This is a genomic window from Streptomyces similanensis, from assembly GCF_039543625.1.
GTDB lineage: Bacteria > Actinomycetota > Actinomycetes > Streptomycetales > Streptomycetaceae > Streptomyces > Streptomyces similanensis.
The window spans coordinates 1-17,990 of sequence record NZ_BAABKC010000123.1; the positions used below are offsets into that span (position 1 = coordinate 1).

17 protein-coding genes are annotated in these 17,990 nt (G+C 73.1%); 14 read left to right on the forward strand and 3 right to left on the reverse strand.

All coding sequences use genetic code 11. From position 1 onward, the window contains the following. Positions 1-79 precede the first annotated feature (79 nt). The 9 genes from ABEB07_RS33740 (at position 80) to ABEB07_RS33780 (ending at position 8,082) form a co-directional block, all read left to right on the forward strand. On the forward strand, positions 80-724 hold the full coding sequence (locus ABEB07_RS33740) for an HAD family hydrolase (RefSeq protein WP_345671840.1): 645 nt from the start codon (positions 80-82) through the stop codon (positions 722-724). Positions 725-829: 105 nt separating this feature from the next. Then, positions 830-1,642 (forward strand): VC0807 family protein, encoded by an 813-nt coding sequence (locus ABEB07_RS33745; protein ID WP_345671842.1) that lies wholly within the window; start codon positions 830-832, stop codon positions 1,640-1,642. A gap of 65 nt (positions 1,643-1,707) precedes the next feature. Beyond that, on the forward strand, positions 1,708-2,934 hold the full coding sequence (locus ABEB07_RS33750; RefSeq protein ID WP_345671843.1) for an MFS transporter: 1,227 nt from the start codon (positions 1,708-1,710) through the stop codon (positions 2,932-2,934). Beyond that, entirely contained in the window at positions 2,885-4,057 is a 1,173-nt protein-coding gene (locus ABEB07_RS33755) for an acetoin utilization protein AcuC (RefSeq protein WP_345671844.1), read from the forward strand. Before ABEB07_RS33750 ends, ABEB07_RS33755 begins: the two co-directional genes overlap by 50 nt. A gap of 136 nt (positions 4,058-4,193) precedes the next feature. Continuing rightward, complete coding sequence (locus tag ABEB07_RS33760) at positions 4,194-5,024, forward strand: phosphatase (RefSeq protein ID WP_345671845.1); 831 nt, start codon at positions 4,194-4,196, stop codon at positions 5,022-5,024. Positions 5,025-5,153: 129 nt separating this feature from the next. Continuing rightward, on the forward strand, positions 5,154-5,366 hold the full coding sequence (locus tag ABEB07_RS33765) for a helix-turn-helix domain-containing protein (RefSeq protein WP_164582023.1): 213 nt from the start codon (positions 5,154-5,156) through the stop codon (positions 5,364-5,366). Between the two features lie 112 nt (positions 5,367-5,478). Further along, complete coding sequence (locus ABEB07_RS33770) at positions 5,479-5,577, forward strand: 30S ribosomal protein bS22 (protein WP_003948845.1); 99 nt, start codon at positions 5,479-5,481, stop codon at positions 5,575-5,577. Between the two features lie 319 nt (positions 5,578-5,896). After that, positions 5,897-6,958, forward strand: a complete 1,062-nt coding sequence (locus ABEB07_RS33775) for an NAD-dependent epimerase/dehydratase family protein (protein WP_176150004.1) — start codon at positions 5,897-5,899, stop codon at positions 6,956-6,958. A gap of 14 nt (positions 6,959-6,972) precedes the next feature. Beyond that, positions 6,973-8,082, forward strand: a complete 1,110-nt coding sequence (locus tag ABEB07_RS33780; RefSeq protein ID WP_345671847.1) for a lysophospholipid acyltransferase family protein — start codon at positions 6,973-6,975, stop codon at positions 8,080-8,082. 119 nt (positions 8,083-8,201) lie between these two features. Here the strand turns inward: ABEB07_RS33780 and ABEB07_RS33785 are convergent, their stop codons facing one another. The 3 genes from ABEB07_RS33785 to ABEB07_RS33795 form a co-directional block, all read right to left on the reverse strand. Next, complete coding sequence (locus tag ABEB07_RS33785; RefSeq protein WP_345671848.1) at positions 8,202-9,449, reverse strand: DUF5667 domain-containing protein; 1,248 nt, start codon at positions 9,447-9,449, stop codon at positions 8,202-8,204. 234 nt (positions 9,450-9,683) lie between these two features. Then, positions 9,684-10,511: an ECF subfamily RNA polymerase sigma factor, BldN family gene (locus ABEB07_RS33790; RefSeq protein ID WP_345671849.1), complete on the reverse strand. Its 828-nt coding sequence runs from the start codon at positions 10,509-10,511 to the stop codon at positions 9,684-9,686. Positions 10,512-10,990: 479 nt separating this feature from the next. Then, positions 10,991-11,911 (reverse strand): HAD family hydrolase, encoded by a 921-nt coding sequence (locus tag ABEB07_RS33795; RefSeq protein ID WP_345671850.1) that lies wholly within the window; start codon positions 11,909-11,911, stop codon positions 10,991-10,993. A gap of 125 nt (positions 11,912-12,036) precedes the next feature. Between ABEB07_RS33795 and ABEB07_RS33800 the strand changes: the two genes are divergently transcribed. The 5 genes from ABEB07_RS33800 to ABEB07_RS33820 all read left to right on the forward strand — a co-directional run bounded on the left by ABEB07_RS33800 (position 12,037) and on the right by ABEB07_RS33820 (position 17,957). Next, positions 12,037-12,312: a glutaredoxin family protein gene (locus ABEB07_RS33800; protein WP_345671851.1), complete on the forward strand. Its 276-nt coding sequence runs from the start codon at positions 12,037-12,039 to the stop codon at positions 12,310-12,312. Between the two features lie 404 nt (positions 12,313-12,716). Beyond that, entirely contained in the window at positions 12,717-13,487 is a 771-nt protein-coding gene (locus ABEB07_RS33805; RefSeq protein ID WP_176150009.1) for a redox-sensing transcriptional repressor Rex, read from the forward strand. Continuing rightward, positions 13,484-15,265 (forward strand): glutamyl-tRNA reductase, encoded by a 1,782-nt coding sequence (locus tag ABEB07_RS33810; protein ID WP_345671853.1) that lies wholly within the window; start codon positions 13,484-13,486, stop codon positions 15,263-15,265. The genes ABEB07_RS33805 and ABEB07_RS33810 overlap by 4 nt, the downstream gene beginning before the upstream one ends. Continuing rightward, entirely contained in the window at positions 15,262-16,254 is a 993-nt protein-coding gene (gene hemC, locus ABEB07_RS33815) for a hydroxymethylbilane synthase (RefSeq protein WP_345671854.1), read from the forward strand. The genes ABEB07_RS33810 and hemC overlap by 4 nt, the downstream gene beginning before the upstream one ends. After that, positions 16,251-17,957 (forward strand): bifunctional uroporphyrinogen-III C-methyltransferase/uroporphyrinogen-III synthase, encoded by a 1,707-nt coding sequence (locus tag ABEB07_RS33820; protein ID WP_164585012.1) that lies wholly within the window; start codon positions 16,251-16,253, stop codon positions 17,955-17,957. The genes hemC and ABEB07_RS33820 overlap by 4 nt, the downstream gene beginning before the upstream one ends. Positions 17,958-17,990 lie beyond the last annotated feature (33 nt).

Below are 17,990 nucleotides of genomic sequence, written 5' to 3' on the forward strand. Positions count from 1 at the left end.
GAGTAGGACACCGCCGAACAAATTTTAGGGAAAACCCCGCACCGTATGGTGCGGGGTTTTCTGCGTTTAGGATCCTGATATGCGTCACGACCTCATCCTTTTCGACAACGACGGCGTCCTCGTCGACAGCGAGCCGATCTCCAACCGGCTGCTGGCCGAGTACCTCACCGAGCTGGGACACCCCACCTCGTACGAGGACTCCCTCCGCGACTACATGGGGGCGGCGATGCACCGGATCCACGACCTGGTCCTGGAGCGCACCGGCCGGCGGCTCCCCGACGACTTCGACGACGTGTTCCACGCCCGCGTCTTCGCCGCATTCGAACGGGAGTTGAAGCCGGTGCCCGGCGCCGCCGAGGTGCTGGAGATGCTGGCCGCCGAGGGGCGGCCGTACTGCGTCGCCTCGTCCGGGAGCCATCAGCGGATCAGGGTCGGGCACCGTACGACCGGGCTCGACCGGTGGTTCGAGGACGACCGCCTCTTCAGCTCCCAGGACGTCGGCCGGGGCAAGCCGGCGCCCGACCTGTTCCTGCACGCCGCCGAGCGCATGGGCGTCGCGCCCGAGAGGTGCCTCGTGGTCGAGGACTCCCCGCTGGGCGTGCGGGCCGCCCGGGCGGCCGGGATGGACGTGTACGGGTTCACCGCGATGACACCGGCCGACCGGCTCGCCGGGGCCACCGAACTCTTCGCCGACATGGGGCGGTTGGCCGACCTGCTGGGATGAGCGCCGGCATGACCCCGGCCACCCGCGAGGCACTGACATTTGTCACGCGGACCTCCGGACGATCGTTCCTACCGGCGCACCCCGCCCGGCGGCGAAGCTGAGGGCATGACGAAGAACACGGGGAACCAGAGCAGCGGCAACCAGCAGCCGAGCGTGCTCGACAACTTCAGGCCGCTCATCCTGGACGTGGCGGTGCCGCTCGGCTCGTACTACCTCTTCCGGGACGGGCTCGGCATGAGCACCTTCGCCGCCCTGGCCTGGAGCAGCGCGGTGCCCGCGGCGCGGACCGTGTGGAGCCTGGTCAGGGAGCGCCGCACCAACGCCCTGGCGGGCCTGATCCTGGTCGTCAACGCCGTCTCGCTGCTGCTGAGCTTCGTCACCGGCGACCCGCGGCTGATGCTGGCCAAGGACAGCGGCATCAGCAGCACCGTCGCCCTCGGCATCCTGGTCTCCGTGGCGCTCGGCAAGCCGATGATGACCGCCGGGATGAAGCCCTTCCTGGTGAAGGGCGACGCGGCCAAGGAGGCCGCCTGGCAGCGGCTCGTGGCGGGCGGGTCGGTCCGGTCGGCGGCGTTCCGGAGCAAGGAGCGCGTCTTCTCCCTCGTCTGGGGGCTGGCGCTGCTGGCCGAGTGCGTGGCGCGGGTCGTCGGGGCGTACACGGTCCCGGTGGACACGATGGTCTGGCTCGGCACGGTCATCATGGTCGGCGCGATGGCGGTCGCCTTCTGGTTCGGCGGCGGGCTGGCCGTCGTACCGATGGAGCGCATGCTGGCCGCGGAGGTCGAGGCGACCCCGGACACCTGGGACGCCTCGGACGCCGCTGAGACGGCCGAGACGGCCGGGACGGCCGGTGCGGCCGGGGTGCGGCAGCCCGCCGAGCAGCCCGCCGAGCGGCCCACCGCGTCGCTCGCCGCCTGAAGCTGAAGGAAATTCATCTTCTGTGGATCTACCCACAGGTAGCCCAGGGCCCTACGCTCGCCGCCATGACAGAAGTGCTGCGGCGCGGTAGGGCCTCTCTGGCGTTCTCTTTCTTCGCCCAGGGCGCCGCCTTCGCACTGCTCGTGACGCGTATCCCGGCCATCCAGGACCGCTACGGCATGTCCGACAGCCTGCTGCCGGTGTTCCTGGCCGCCGTGCCGATCCTGGCCGGCGTCGGCAGCGTGACGACCGAGCACCTGGTGCGGCGGATACCGCCCAGCCGGGTGCTGCGCTGGTCCCAGCCGGTCGCCCTGCTGGCCCTGCTCGCGGTGGGCGCCGGGAACGGGATAGCCGCCCTCGCGGTCGCGCTCGGGGTGTTCGGACTCGCGGTGGGCGCGCTGGACGCGTCGATGAACATGCTCGGCGTGAGCCTCCAGCGCTCCTACGGCCGCAGCATCATGCTCAGCTTCCACGCCGCGTACAGCCTCGGCGGCATCATGGGGGCCTCGCTGGCCTGGGCGGGGGCGCACTGGCACCTGGCGCTGTGGGTGTCGTACCTGCCGGTGGTGGCGGTGCTGCTGCCGGCGGTGCTGACCGGCAGCCGGTGGTACGTCGACGCGGCCGACACGGAGCCGGCGGGCCAGGCGGGCGCGGGCGGCGCCGGGGCGGCCGGTTCCGTCGTCTTCAAGGCGCTGCTGCCGCTCTGCCTGGTGATGACCTTCGCCTACATCGGCGACTCGACCGTCTCCAACTGGAGCGCCAAGTACCTCCAGGACACCCTGGGCAGCTCCGAGCAGCTGGCGACCGTGCCGTACAACGTCTACATGGTCACCACGCTGCTGGGGCGGGCGATCGGGGACGTGGGGGTGCGGCGGTTCGGGGCGGCGACGGTGGTCCGGCTGGGCTCGCTGGTGGCGGCGCTCGGGTTCGCGGTGGTGGCCGGGGCGCCGGGGGCCTGGGCGGGCATGCTCGGCTTCACCCTGCTGGGCCTCGGGCTCTGCGTACTGGTGCCGCAGACCTTCGCGGCGGCGGGCCGGCTGTTCCCCGGCTCCTCCGACGCGGCGATCGCCCGGCTGAACATCTTCAACTACGTCGGTTTCCTGGTCGGCTCGCCGCTCGTCGGCGCGCTCGGCGACGCGTGGAGCTACCGCGGGGCGATGCTGGTGCCGATGGCGCTGGTGCTGGTGACGCTGGTGTACGCCGGGTCGTTCGCGCCCGGCGAGGACCGATACGGTGGCGGGCATGAGCGGCCGCGCACAGCTGATGTGGGACGAGGCGGTAACGGGGTATGACTTCGGGCCGGACCATCCGATGGACCCGGTCCGTCTCGCCCTGACCCGCAAACTGGTCGGCGCCCTGGGGCTCGACCGTGAGGTGCCGCTGGTCGCGGCCAGGCCGGCCGGGGAGTCGACGCTGCGGCTGGTCCACCGCCAGGACTACATCGACGCGGTCAAGGCCGCCTCGGCCGACCCGGCGGCGGCGGACGGCACGTACGGGCTCGGCACGCTGGACGATCCGGCGTTCGCCGGGATGCACCAGGTCTCCGCGCTGATCGCGGGACAGTCGGTGGGGGCCGCCGAGGCGGTGTGGCGCGGGGACGCGCTGCACGCGGTGAACTTCACCGGCGGCCTGCACCACGCGATGCCCGGCTCAGCCTCCGGGTTCTGCGTCTACAACGACGCGGCGCTGGCCGTCGCCCGGCTCCTCGAACTCGGCGCCGAGCGGGTCGCGTACGTCGACGTCGACGTGCACCACGGGGACGGCGTGCAGGCGGCGTTCTGGGAGGACCCGCGGGTGCTGACCGTCTCCCTGCACGAGCACCCGCAGACGCTGTTCCCGCAGACCGGCTGGCCGGCCGAGACCGGCGCCGAGTCCGCCGAGGGCTCCGCGGTGAACATCGCGCTGCCCGCCGGGACCGGGGACGCGGGATGGCTGCGGGCGTTCCACGCGGTGGTGCCCGAGCTGCTCGCGGACTTCCGGCCCCAGGTGCTGGTGACGCAGCACGGCGCCGACACGCACTTCGAGGACCCGCTGGCGCACCTGGCGGTGTCGCTGGACGCGCAGCGGGCGGTGCAGGTCGCCTGCCACGAGCTGGCGCACGAGCACGCCGACGGGCGGTGGGTGGCGCTGGGCGGGGGCGGCTACGCGGTGGTGGAGGTCGTCCCGCGCTCGTGGACGCATCTGGTGGGCATCGCGGCGGGGCGGCCGGTGGCGCCGGAGACGGTGATCCCGGAGAGCTGGCGGCAGGAAGTGTACGCGCGGACCCGGCAGTTGGGGCCGATGCGGATGACGGACGGGCGGTGGCCGGTGTCCTTCGCCGAGTGGGAGGCCGGGTACGACCCGGCCGACCGCCTGGACCAGGCGATCCTGGCGACCCGGCGGGCCGCGTTCCCGCTGCGCGGCCTGCTGCCGTAACGGCCGCGGTGGACCGGGGCGCCCCTCGGCGGACCGGGGCGCCCCGCCGCGCGCTGTCACCCCGTCCGTACGCCGACCGTGCGGTGTTTTCCCGTTCCTGTCCCGGCGGTGCGGGGCGTCCGTCAGCATCGCATCCGTGTCGAGCACCCGTACCGCACCGCGCGACCGCCTGCGCGGTCATCTGCTGGCGACCCGGCTGGCCGGGCCCGTGGCCACCACCCGGGAGACGAGCCTGCGCAGCTACCGGCTGTTCGCCGCCCGGGACCCCCGCGCGTTGATCGGGATCGATCCCGTGCGGGACTGGCGGCAGTCGGATCTGATCGAACTGATGGCTGAGAAGTGCGGCGTTTCGGCCGACCCGGAGCACACCTTCGGCCATGATGTGATTGACCCGGAACTGACCCTGGCGGCCCTGGACGCCTTCGCCGACCGGCTGCGCGAGGTCGCCCGGCGCGCCGCGCCCGTCCTGCTGGGCACCGGGCACCCGCATCGACTGCTGGGTTTCTACGCCGGGTTGGCCGCCGCCCTGTCGGCGGCGGGATGTGTCGTCCTGCGTCCGGCGCAGGGTCTCTGTGTCGACATATTGACCCGGTTCGGTCTACGCACGCACCGCCTGGAGTACGTAGGGGGCGTCGGCTTCATGCGGCCCTGGGGCGCCGAACGCACCGGTGGTGAGCCGGGCGCGCACACCCATTCCCCGCTGCCGGTCCGGCTCGCCCTCGACGCGGCGGCCGACGCCGGCGGACCCCTGCCGGAGCTGGTGATCGGGGACCACGGCTGGGTCTGCGGAGCAGGTCAGCTGGGGTTCGAGGCGATGGGTCCGGCCGATGTGGACGACCCCGCCCTGTTCGTCGGACAGGCGGAGGGGCGCGTGTCCGTCGTGGTCCCGCTCGACGACGCCGTACGGACCGCCTACTACCGCCCGCTCACCCGCTACGTACTCAATCGAGCGTGTCTGTCACCGTAGGCCGCCGATGGGTGCACCTCTTCCCCACTCGCATCACCCGCCCCTACATTGGGGAGTGAGCACGCAGCGACGAAGAGTCACCGGAAGGGGAAGCCGGTGGCCGTCGAGTGCGGAAGGTGCAGGTGTGTCATGGCTGCAGCTGGCGAGAGGCCTCTCACCGAGGTTCAGTTCCTCACCGTGGCGGAAGTCGCCTCGGTGATGCGAGTGTCGAAGATGACCGTGTACCGCCTGGTGCACAGCGGTCATCTGCCCGCCATCCGGGTCGGGAGGTCCTTCCGCGTCCCGGAGCAAGCGGTTCACGAGTACCTTCGCGAGAGCTATGTGGGGGTGGAAACCGCCTGACGATCGCCTCGATTAACGGCCTCAGCACTCGGGCGGGTAGGCTAGCCCCTCGTAGGTCGTGTGGGCCCATGGCGCCCAAACACCGAGTGATGAGAAGTGAGCGAGGGTAGTCGTGGGCTCTGTTATCAAGAAGCGGCGCAAGCGGATGGCCAAGAAGAAGCACCGCAAGCTGCTGAAGCGCACCCGCGTCCAGCGTCGCAACAAGAAGTAGTGACGCCGGTCGCCACGCTTTAGTGCGCGACAACGCGAGAGCGTGTCCGCAGCCCCTCACCGGATCCGGTGGGGGGCTGCGCCTTTTCCGGCCGCGTCTTTTTCCGGCCGGGCCACGACCGTCACCTCCCGCAGTCGGCGGCCATCGCAGCGCAACATGGAACCGGTAGGTTGGCGGCAGTCGGGGAACGCGGCAGTGACCGGACGCCGACATCCGGGTGCCGCGGACCGGGTGCCGCGGCCCGGGTGCCGGGAGCGGTACCGGAATCCGGGTACCGGTACCGGTGCCGGAACCAGCCGCTGGAAGAAAGGCGCTGATCTTGGGACAGGTCGTGCTCGTGACCGGAGCGGCCCGCCCGCTGGCCGGCCGGTTCGTCCGGCGCGTCCAGCGCGATCCGCAGGTGGACCGGGTCGTCGCCGTGGACGTGGTCCCGCCCGAGCACCATCTGGGCGGCGCGGACTTCGTGCAGGCGGACATCCGCCAGCCCACCATGGCGCGGGTGCTGGCCGAGACGGGCGCCGACACGGTGGTCCACCTGGACGTGACGGGCATGGCGCTGGGCGGCGGCGGCCGGGCCACGGTCAAGGAGACCAACGTCATCGGCACCATGCAGCTGCTCGGCGCCTGCCAGAAGTCCCCGAACGTGCGCCGCCTGGTGGTGAAGTCCTCCACCAACGTCTACGGCTCCGCGCCCCGCGACCCGGCGGTGTTCACCGAGACCACTCCCGCCAAGTCCCTGCCCAGCGGCGGCTTCGCCAAGGACGCGGTCGAGGTCGAGGGCTATGTGCGCGGCTTCGCGCGGCGGCGGCCGGACGTGGCCGTGTGCGTGCTGAGGTTCGCCAACATCCTCGGCCCCACGGCGGAGACCCCGCTCGCCGCCTACTTCGCGCTGCCGGTCCTGCCGACGGTGCTCGGCTACGACCCGCGCCTCCAGTTCACCCACGAGGACGACGTGATCGAGGTGCTGCGGCTCGCCGCGCACGAGGCCCGGCGCGGCACGCTCAACAGCGGCACGTTCAACATCGCCGGGGACGGGGTGCTGCTGCTCTCCCAGTGCGCCCGGCGGCTCGGCCGGCCCACCGTGCCGCTGCTGCTGCCCGCGGTCACCTGGGCGGGCTCGCTGGTGCGTACGCTGGGGATGACGGACTTCTCACCGGAGCAGATCCGACTGCTCACCCACGGCCGGGTCGTCGCCACGCACGAGATGCGCGGCACGCTCGGCTTCCAGCCCCGGTACACCACCGCGGAGACCTTCGCCGACTTCGCCCGCGGCCGCGGTCCCGGACTGCTGCCGCCCGCGGCCCTGGCAGGGGCCGTCGACCGGATCGCCGCCCTGTCCCACCGGGCCGGGGGCCACCTTTCGACGCAGAGCGCCAACTGAGGAGAGCGGCAACGATGGCGGACGCCAAGGTCATTCCGTTCGACGACGACCGGTCCCGTGCGGGCGCGGGCCAGCGGCCGGCCGGCCGCCGCGGCCCGTCCGGCCGGCGCACCGGCGGCCCCGCGGGCTCCGCCGGCGACGTCGCGGCGGTCGGCGACGTGCAGCCGCTCCAGGCCCTGGCCGCGGCGCGGGAGGAGGAGGCGGTGAGCACCGCGGACAGCGCCGAGGACCGGCCCGGGAGCCCGGGCGCGGGCGGCGGCGCCGGCACCGCGGACGGCCCGGCGAGCGCCCTGGAGCGGCGGATCGCGAGCGGACTGTCGTTCCTGCGCCGCCGCGTCACCGGCGAGTACGACGTGGACGACTTCGGCTACGACGCCGAGCTGACCGACCAGGTCCTGATGTCGCTGCTGCGCCCGGTGTACGAGAAGTACTTCCGGGTGGAGGTGAAGGGCGTCGAGAACATCCCGAAGGAGGGCGGCGCGCTGATCGTCGCCAACCACTCGGGGACGCTGCCGCTGGACGGCCTGATGATGCAGGTCGCCGTGCACGACCACCACCCGGCCGGGCGTCATCTGCGGCTGCTCGCGGCGGACCTGGTGTTCGTGCTGCCGGTCGTCAACGAGCTGGCCCGCAAGCTCGGTCACACCCTCGCCTGCGCGGAGGACGCCGAACGGCTGCTGGAGCAGGGCGAGCTGGTCGGGGTGATGCCGGAGGGCTTCAAGGGCATCGGCAAGCCGTTCGGCGAACGCTACAAGCTGCAACGTTTCGGCAGGGGCGGTTTCGTCTCCACGGCGCTGCGCCAGGGGGTGCCGATCGTGCCGTGCTCGATCGTCGGCGCGGAGGAGATCTACCCGATGATCGGCAACGCCAAGACCCTGGCGCGGCTGCTCGGGTTCCCCTACTTCCCGCTGACGCCGACCTTCCCGTGGCTGGGGCCGCTGGGGCTGGTCCCGCTGCCGACGAAGTGGACGATCCAGTTCGGCGAGCCGATCCCGACGGACGGCTATCCGCCGGAGGCGGCGGAGGACCCGATGCTGATGTTCAACCTCACCGACCAGGTCCGCGAGCAGATCCAGCACACGCTGTACAAGCTGCTGGTGCAGCGCAGGTCGGTCTTCTTCTGAGACCTGCGCCGGAAGCGCCGAGCGCGCCGTACGGCGCCGGGTACGCGTACGGCGCCGGGGCGCCCTCGGTGGAGGAGGGCGCCCCGGCGCCGCAGCCGTGACCCGTACTTCGCGTGGCCCTACTTCGCTTCCTCGTCGTCGATGCCGAGGCCCGGGAGCAGGCCCGGCAGGAGCGGCGGGATCGTCACGTCGGGACCGGTGGCGGGGGACCGGCCGGCGGACGGCGAGGTGCTGCCGCTGGGCTTGGGCGGGTCGAGCAGACCGCCGGCCGCGCCGCCGATCAGGCCCTCGTCGCTCTCGCCGCCGGAGCCGGCCGAGGCGCTGGGGCTGCCGCCGGCCGACTGGCGCCCGCTGGACGGCGTGCCGCCGCCGGCGCTGGGCGAGGCGGTCCTGCCGGGGTGGCGGGTGTGCGCGGAGGCGCTGGGGTCGGCGCCGTGCCGCTTGCCGTCGCCGGGCGTGGCCGTGGGCTCGGGCAGCAGCGACTGGAGCGGGGCGACCTCTTCGTCTATGGCGGCGAAGACCGACGACACCTCGTCGCCGACGTCGCCGAGCTGCACGGGCAGCCGCTCCCGCAGGGCGCCCCACGCCTCGCGGTGGGACCGGGAGAAGGCGGACAGGGCCCGGATGGGCCCCAGGGAGTCGGGGTCGCGCTCGTACGCCTCGTGCAGCAGGCGGTGGCCCTCGGCCGCGTCGTGCCGCATCCCGGACAGGGTGCGGCGGATCTCGGCGACGTCCTCGTGGTCGAGGTGTCCGGCGCGGTCGCGCTCCATCAGCCGGCGGGCCTCGCTGAGCCGGGTGCCGGCCAGGTCCAGATAGGCCTGGCCCTGCTCGTCGGCGCCGTCGGTCAGATAGGTGAGCTTGAAGTCCTCTATGCCGCGCTTGAGGCCGTAGAGCGAGTCACCGGGGAGGGCGTCGGAGCTGGCGGCGGCCACTCCGCCGAACGCTCCCGCGGCCACTCCGACGCTGAGCCCGCCCGCGGCCAGGCCCTTCGCCAGCCGGCCGCGCGGCCGCAGTTTGCCCAGTCCGCTCGCCCGGTGGGCGCCGTGGGCCCGATGGGAACGCTGCCCGGGCAGTGCGGAAAGCTCCCTCGCCTCGCCCGCGGCGGTGCCCTCCTGGAGCATGGCCTCCATCGCGGCCACCAGTTGCGCCCGCTGCGCGACCTTGACCTCGGGATCCAGCTCGGGCCGGGGCAGCGCGCCGAGACCGGTGGCGAGGGCCAGCAGCGGGCCCTGCTCGGTCCGGTCCGCCGCCGCCGGCCGTGGAGCGGGTCCTTCGGACTGCTCGGCCGCCGCGCCCCGGTCGGACGACTCCTCCAGGGCCTGGGCGAAGGCGTTCGCCCGCCGGTGCGCCGATACGTTCGCGATCACTGGCGGCACCTCCTCTCGTCATGACGGTCGACTCCCCAGGGGACCTGAGGGTTGCACACCGGCGACCGCCGCCACCCGGACGAGTGATCAGCGTGGGCCAAGGCGTGACCGCAGGGAGCCTGTATCCCGCACAACGAGCGGCTCGGCACTTCGGTTACGGATGTCCGGGGATCGGATCGGGAACGTCAACCCGCGTCGTCAATCGGCGAGTTGGCCGTCGTCCGGCCGGGACGGTCAGCGGGCGTCCTCCGGCAGCAGCCGGGCCAGGGTGCGCACGGCGCGGTACTGCAGGGTCTTGATCGCGCCCTCGTTCTTGCCCATCACCCGGGCGGTCTCGGCGACCGAGAGGCCCTGGAGGAAGCGGAGCGTGACGCACTCCTGCTGCTGCGGGTTGAGCCGGCGCACGGCGTCGAGCAGGGCGGCGTTGGACAGCGACTCCAGGACGGAGTCCTCCGGGGAGCGCTCCACCTCGTTGGCGTCGAGCATCTCTCCGGTGGTGACCTCCAGCCGGAAGCGGCTGGACTTGAAGTGGTCGGCGACGAGGTTGCGCGCGATGGTGACCAGCCAGGCGCCGAAGTCGCGGCCCTGCCAGGTGAACGTGCCGATGCGGCGCAGGGCGCGCAGGAAGGTCTCGCTCGTCAGGTCCTCGGCGGTCGCCTTGCCGCCGACGCGGTAGTAGACGTACCGGTAGACCGTGTCGCTGTACTGGTCGTAGAGGCGGCCGAAGGCTTCGGCCTCGCCGGCCTGGGCGCGCTCGACCAGCTCCATCATGCGGGCGCTGTCGCTGTCCGCGGCCGGCCGCCGGACGGCGCCGCCGGCCGCGGCCGTACGGCCGCGCCGCCCGCCCGCCCGGCCGTCGGCGGTGCGCCGCCCCTCGACCACGGCGCTGCGCGCGGGTCCCTGCTCCAGGCCGTCGGCCAGCGCGTAGCACGGTCCTACGGGTGCGGCGGTGGCGAAGGCGGGGCCGGCGTACGCGGTGGGGACAAGACCGCGCAGCAGCTCCAGGACCGTGGCGCGGAGCGTAGCCAGGCCCGAGGCGTCAACCCCGACGTGTGGGTACACGGGACTCCCAGAGGCAGAGCTTCCATCACGTTCAGTGCGGAACCGTTCACCCGTCGTGGCGACGGAGGGATATCGGTTTGCGTCTGAGGAGAATAACGCTTCGTGCAGGGGCTGCTACACCGAGTTGCTCAAATCATCGATTACGTCGTTTCCGTTACCGTTTGACGCCCGATCAGGTGCCTGAGAGCGACCGTTCGCTGATCGATTCGGTTCGGGTTCGGGATAAGTCGCGGACGGGTTGTGGCGGTGTACCGCCAAGGGGTATGGCCAGGGCGATGAGCGGGTGCGTTCGCCCGTTCGACCGGAATCCGGTGTGGCGGCGCGGCGGTGACCGGTACGGCGCACGAGCGGTCACGGGTGACGGCGGTCACGGGAGGTGGCGGTCACGGGAGGTGGCAGTCACAGGAAACGGCGGTCACGGGAGGTGGCGGTCGCGTGCCGCGTCGCCGGGGTGGCGACACCGGGCCGGTGGCGGCGCGTCAGCGGCGGCGGCGGTGCAGGGCGATGGCCGCCGCGGTGCCGCCGGCGACCGCGCCGACGCCGGCCGCGGCCGGGATGCCGACCTTCGCCGCCTTGCGGCCGGTGCGGTAGTCGCGCAGCCGCCAGTCCATCTCACGGGCATGCCGGCGCAGTTTGGCGTCGGGGTTGATGGCGTAGGGGTGGCCGACCAGCGACAGCATGGGGATGTCGTTGTGCGAGTCGCTGTAGGCGGCGCACCGGGACAGGTGCAGGCCCTCGGCCGCGGCCAGCGCGCGCACCGCCTCCGCCTTGGCGGGGCCGTGCAGCGGTTCGCCGACGAGGCGGCCGGTGTAGACGCCGGCGACGGACTCGGCGACCGTGCCGAGCGCGCCGGTCAGTCCGAGGCGGCGGGAGATCACCTGGGCGATCTCCACGGGCGCGGCGGTGACCAGCCACACCTTCTGCCCGGCGTCCAGGTGGGCCTGGGCCAGCGCCCGGGTGCCCGGCCAGATCCGCTCGGCCATGTACTCGTCGTAGATCTCCTCGCCGATCGACTTCAGCTCGGAGACGCGGTGGCCCTTGACGATGGAGAGCGCCGAGTCGCGGACGTCCTGCATGTGCTCGGGGTCCTCGACGCCGGCCAGCCGGAACCACGCCTGCTGCCAGGCGAACCGGGCGAGGTCGCGGGTCTCGAAGAACTTCCGCTTGTACAGGCCCCGGCCGAAGTGGAAGAGGGCGGCGCCCTGCATGACGGTGTTGTCGAGGTCGAAGAAGGCGGCGGCGCGCTCGTCGCCGTGCACCGGGAACTCGGCCTCCTGCGGTGGCGGCGGCGCGGTCTCCTGCGAGGACTTGCGCGCGGCCTCCGCCGAGGCCTCGCCTGCCAACACGCTCCGCGCCGTGGCGGAGCGCCTACGGGGGGTGAGCCATCCGAGAGCGGCCATGGCGTGAGCATAGCCAGTCTGTTCGGTGCTTCCGGAGCCGCGAGGTGCGAAGGCCGTGAACTCTGGACGACGAGTCGCCCGCCGGGCGGCGGGGCGTGGTGACGGGGAGGGCGAGAATGGCCCGTATGAGTCCGCTGTTTCGTCGTAAGCCGGCCGCGTCCGCCGACCGGGTCGTCACCCTCGTCCGCAAGCCCGGCTGCCATCTGTGCGACGACGCGCAGGCCGTCGTGCAGAAGGTGTGCGCCGAGGTCGGGGCGCGCTGGGAGCCGAAGGACATCACCGAGGACCGGGAGCTGCACGACCGGTACTGGGAGCAGATCCCGGTGGTGCTGATCGACGGCGAGCAGCACACGTTCTGGCGGGTGAACGAGGAGCGGCTGCGCAAGGCGCTCACCGGCTGAGGCCGGTGCGCGGGCGGCCGGGCGACGGCCGGATGGCGGCTGAGTGGCGGCCGGGTGGCGGCTGAGCGGCTGTGGGCCGGGTCACGGAGGCGCCGGTGACGGGTGATCAAGACTGACCGGTGAGTACAAACTGACCGAAATTCGCTTAGGATCGACGGCGACTTGGTCTCGGGGGCGGGGATCGTAGAGGAGAGTGTGCGATTTTGCCCCCAACAAAGAAGGAACGCGGCCGTGAGTGCGCCGGTTCCACGCTGGAGCGCCGGGGGCGCGTGACCCCGGTCACGTTGGCCGGGCAAATCGGACACCATCTTTGTGCACGCGTTCACAAAGACATAGCCTGCTTCCGACGGGGCGGTCCGGGGACGTATGACCGCCCGAAGCCCCGCTCTACCCGCAGGAGCACCGTGGCAACTGGCCGAACTCACCGACCGGCGACCCGTAGCCGAGGAATTCCCGAGGCCACCGTCGCCCGCCTTCCGCTGTACCTCCGAGCCCTGACCGCGCTGTCGGAGCGCTCGGTGCCCACGGTCTCCTCCGAGGAGCTCGCGGCCGCGGCGGGCGTCAACTCCGCCAAACTGCGCAAGGACTTCTCCTACCTCGGTTCCTACGGGACCCGGGGCGTCGGCTACGACGTCGAGTATCTCGTCTACCAGATCTCCCGCGAGCTGGGCCTGACCCAGGACTGGCCGGTTGTGATCGTCGGTATCGGAAACCTCGGCGCGGCCCTCGCCAACTACGGCGGTTTCGCCTCCCGCGGCTTCCGCGTCGCCGCCCTGATCGACGCCGACCCCGCGATGGCCGGCAAGCCCGTCGCCGGCATCCCCGTCCAGCACACCGACGACCTGGAGCGGATCATCCAGGACAACGGCGTGTCGATCGGCGTGATCGCCACCCCCGCGGGCGCCGCCCAGCCGGTCTGCGACCGGCTCGTCGCCGCCGGCGTGACCTCCATCCTGAACTTCGCGCCGACCGTGCTGAACGTCCCCGAGGGCGTCGACGTGCGCAAGGTCGACCTCTCCATCGAGCTGCAGATCCTCGCCTTCCACGAGCAGCGCAAGGCCGGCGAGGAGGCCGCCGCCGACGGCGCGCTGCCCCCCGCGGGCGCCGCCGCCCGCAAGGCCGCCCAGGCCGACCAGGGACCCGACGGGGCCGCGCCCGCCGTGATGCCGGCATGAGCCTGCTCGTCGTCGGCCTGAGCCACCGCAGCGCCCCGGTCAGCGTCCTGGAACGCGCCTCGCTGAACGAGGACGACCGGATCAAGCTGCTCCAGGACACCGTGGCCGCGGAGCCCGCCGCCGAGGCCGCCGTCCTGGCCACCTGCAACCGCATCGAGCTGTACGCGGACGTGGACAAGTTCCACGCCGGCGTCGCCGAGCTGTCCACGCTGCTCGCCCAGCACAGCGGGGTCGGCCTGGACGAGCTGACTCCCTATCTGTACGTGCACTACGAGGACCGCGCCGTCCACCACCTGTTCTCGGTGGCCTGCGGCCTGGACTCGATGGTCGTCGGCGAGGGGCAGATCCTCGGCCAGATAAAGGACTCCCTGGCCCGCGCCCAGGAACTGCACACCGCCGGCCGGCTGCTCAACGACCTGTTCCAGCAGGGCCTGCGGGTCGGCAAGCGCGCCCACTCCGAGACCGGCATCGACCGCGCCGGGCAGTCCCTGGTCACCTTCGGCCTGGAGCAGCTGTCCCACGGCGCCGACGTCGAGGTCTGGGCGCACGGCAAGAGGGCCCTGGTCATCGGCGCCGGTTCGATGTCGTCGCTGGCCGCGGCCACGCTGGCGCGGGCCGGGGTCGGCGAGATCGTGATCGCCAACCGCACCGCGGAGCGCGCCGAGCGGCTGGCCCGGATCCTCTCCGAGGGCGACGACACGCACGTGTCGGCCCGCGCGGTACCGATGGACGCGGTGCCGGCCGAGCTGACACGTGCAGACATCGCCGTCTCCTGCACCGGGGCCACCGGCCTGGTGCTGACCGCCGAGACGATCGCCGCCGCCCTGGAGGGCCGCACCGGCGCGCCCGCCGCCGTCGCCGAGCCGGTCGGTGAGGCGTCCGGCGAGACGGCCGGGGACGGCCGTACGCCGGCGAAGGCCGCGCGCGGCGACGTGCGCGAGACGCCGCTGCCGCCGGCCACCGTCGGCGAGGACGGCTGCCCGCTGGACCTCGCCACCGTGGAGGCCGGCTTCTCGCTGCTGGGCGAGTCCGCGGTCGCCGGCATCGACGCGGCCGCGCTGGAGCAGCACGGCACCTGGGTGGACAACGGCACCGTGGACCGCCGGGAGGCGGCCGAGGGCGGTGTCGAGGCCGACGCGGAGCTGATCACCGCGCTCGCCGCGACCGCCGCCACCGCCGGCCGCGTCCCCGAGCGCCGCAAGCCGGAGCCGGCGCCCCTGGCGCCGCGCCCCGAACCGGTCCTGTACGTGCTGGACCTGGCGATGCCGCGCGACGTGGACGCGGCGGTGCACCGGCTGGCCGGGGCGCGCCTGGTGGACATCGAGTCGCTGGCCGGGGCGTCCGCGGACGCGCCGATGGCCGCCGACGTCGACCAGGTCCGCCGGATCGTCTCCGACGAGGTCGCGGCCTTCGGGGCGGCGCAGCGCGCGGCGCACATCACGCCCACCGTGGTCGCCCTGCGCACCATGGCCGCCGACGTCGTCAGCAGCGAGATCGCCCGCCTGGAAGGGCGGCTGCCCGGCCTGGACGGCAAGCACCGGGCGGAGATCACCCAGACCGTGCGCCGGGTGGTGGACAAGCTGCTGCACGCGCCGACCGTGCGGGTCAAGCAGCTCGCGGCCGAGCCCGGCGGCGCCGGGTACGCGGACGCGCTGCGCACCCTGTTCGACCTGGACCCCGAGACGGTGGCCTCCGTCTCCCGGCTCCACGGCGGCGCCGCCGGCGCCGAGCACACCGACGACTTCGACCAGAACGGCAAGAACCGAGGGCCAGCATGAGTGAGAAGGCACTGAGGCTGGGGACCAGGCGGAGCAAGCTCGCCATGGCCCAGTCCGGGCAGGTGGCCGACGCCGTGAGCCAGGTGACCGGACGGCCCGTCGAGCTCGTCGAGATCACCACCTACGGCGACACCTCCCGCGAACACCTGGCACAGATCGGCGGCACCGGCGTGTTCGTCGCGGCGCTGCGCGAGGCGCTGGCGCGGGGCGAGGTGGACTTCGCGGTTCACTCGCTCAAGGACCTCCCCACGGCGCAGCCCGCGGACCTGGTCCTGGCCGCCATACCCGAGCGCGAGGACCCGCGGGACGTCCTGGTCGCCCGGGACGCGCTGAAGTTCGCCGACCTGCCGCGCGGCGCGCGCGTGGGCACCGGCTCGCCGCGCCGCATGGCGCAGCTGAACGCGTACGCCCGCGCCCACGGCCTGGACGTCGAGACGGTCCCGATCCGGGGCAACGTCGACACCCGCATCGGGTTCGTGCACAGCGGCGAACTCGACGCGGTCGTCCTGGCCGCCGCCGGTCTCAACCGGCTCGGCCGCGGCGACGAAGTGACCGACTTCCTGTCGGTCGACACTGTTTTGCCCGCCCCCGGCCAGGGGGCCCTGGCGATCGAGTGCACCGCGGCCGACGCGGACCTCGTCGCCGCGCTCGCCCAGCTCGACGACCCGTACACCCGGGCCGCCGTGATGGCCGAGCGTTCGCTGCTCGCCGCCCTGGAGGCCGGTTGCAGCGCGCCCGTGGGCGCGTTGGCCGACGCTCCCCCGACCTCGGCTCGGCCCGAGCGGGGGGCCCAGACCGACGGGCAGATTGTCAAGGAAATGCGCCTGCGCGGCGTCGTCGGCACCACCGACGGCTCGACGCTGGTGCAGTTGTCCACCACCGGTCCCGTACCCCGGACGCACCACGATGCGATGGCGCTCGGTCGCGAACTCGCCACCGAGATGCTCGCCCGGGGCGCGGCCGGTCTGATGGGGGAGCGAGCACTTTGAGCCCCACCACCCTTCCCGCCGGTCCGGAACACGGGCACGTCACCTTCCTGGGTGCCGGACCCGGAGATCCGGGACTGCTGACACTGCGCGCCGTGGAGGCGCTGGCGAACGCGGACGTCCTCGTCGCCGAGCACGAGGTGCTCGACGTCGTGCGCACGCACGCCCGAGCGGGCGTCACCGTCGTGCACACGGATCCGGATCCGTCGACGAACCCCGTTCCGGGCACGGGCGCACCTCAGCTGACAGTCGTTGACGGCACGTCAGCAACCGTTGGGGTCCCGGCGATCCGGGATGCCGCACATCTTGTCATGGAGGCCGCGCGCGGCGGCAGGCGGGTCGTCCGTGCGGTGACCGGAGACCCCGGGCTCGACACGGACGCCGCCGCCGAGATGCTCGCCTGCGCCGCCGCCGGCGTCCCCTTCGAGGTGGTCCCCGGCATCGCGAGCGCCGTCGGCGTGCCCGCGTACGCCGGTGTGCCGCTGCGCGACGCGGAGGGCACCGACGTACGGTTCGTCGACGCCCGCACCGCCTCGGGCCGCTGCTGGACCGAGGTCGGCGCCTCCGACGGCACCGTCGTGGTCTCCACGACGCTGGACGCGGTGGCCGCCGCGGCCGGTGAGCTGGTGTCGGCCGGCCGCAAGCCGGACACCCCGATGACGGTCACCGTCGGCGGCACGACCACCCGTCAGCGCACCTGGACGGCCACCCTCGGGACGGTCGCCCAGACGCTGAAGCAGGCCAAGGTGCTGCCGTCCCCGGACGGCGGCCGGCCGGTGATAGCCGTGGTCGGCGAGCGCAGCGCGGCCGCGCAGCGCGACCGGCTGTCGTGGTTCGAGTCCAAGGCGCTGTTCGGCTGGAAGGTCCTGGTGCCGCGCACCAAGGAGCAGGCCGCCTCGCTCTCCGACCAGCTGCGCTCCTACGGCGCGGTGCCGCACGAGGTGCCGACGATCGCCGTGGAGCCGCCGCGCACGCCCCAGCAGATGGAGCGCGCGGTCAAGGGCCTGGTCACCGGCCGCTACGAGTGGATCGCGTTCACCAGCGTCAACGCCGTCAAGGCGGTCCGCGAGAAGTTCGAGGAGTACGGCCTGGACGCGCGCGCCTTCGCGGGCATCAAGGTCGCGGCGGTGGGCGAGCAGACCGCCAAGGCGCTGATCGCCTTCGGCGTGAAGCCGGACCTGGTGCCCAGCGGCGAGCAGTCCGCCGCCGGGCTGCTGGAGGACTGGCCGCCCTACGACCCGGTCTTCGACCCGATCGACCGCGTCTTCCTGCCGCGCGCCGACATCGCCACGGAGACGCTGGTCGCCGGGCTGATCGAGCTGGGCTGGGAGGTGGACGACGTCACGGCGTACCGCACCGTGCGCGCCTCGCCGCCGCCGGCGGACACCCGCGAGGCGATCAAGGGCGGCGGCTTCGACGCGGTCCTGTTCACCTCGTCCTCCACGGTCCGCAACCTGGTCGGCATCGCGGGCAAGCCGCACAACGTGACGGTGATCGCCTGCATCGGCCCGGCGACCGCGAAGACGGCCGAGGAGCACGGCCTGCGGGTGGACGTGATGGCCCCCGAGCCGTCCGTGCACAAGCTCGCCGAGGCCCTGGCCGACTTCGGCCTGCGCCGCCGCGCCGCCGCCCTGGAGGCCGGCGACCCGGTCACCCGCCCGAGCGAACGCCGCCCGGGAGCCCGCAGGCGCCGGTCCACGACCTGAGGGTCGTGCGCCGAGCGAACGGCGGGGCGCACC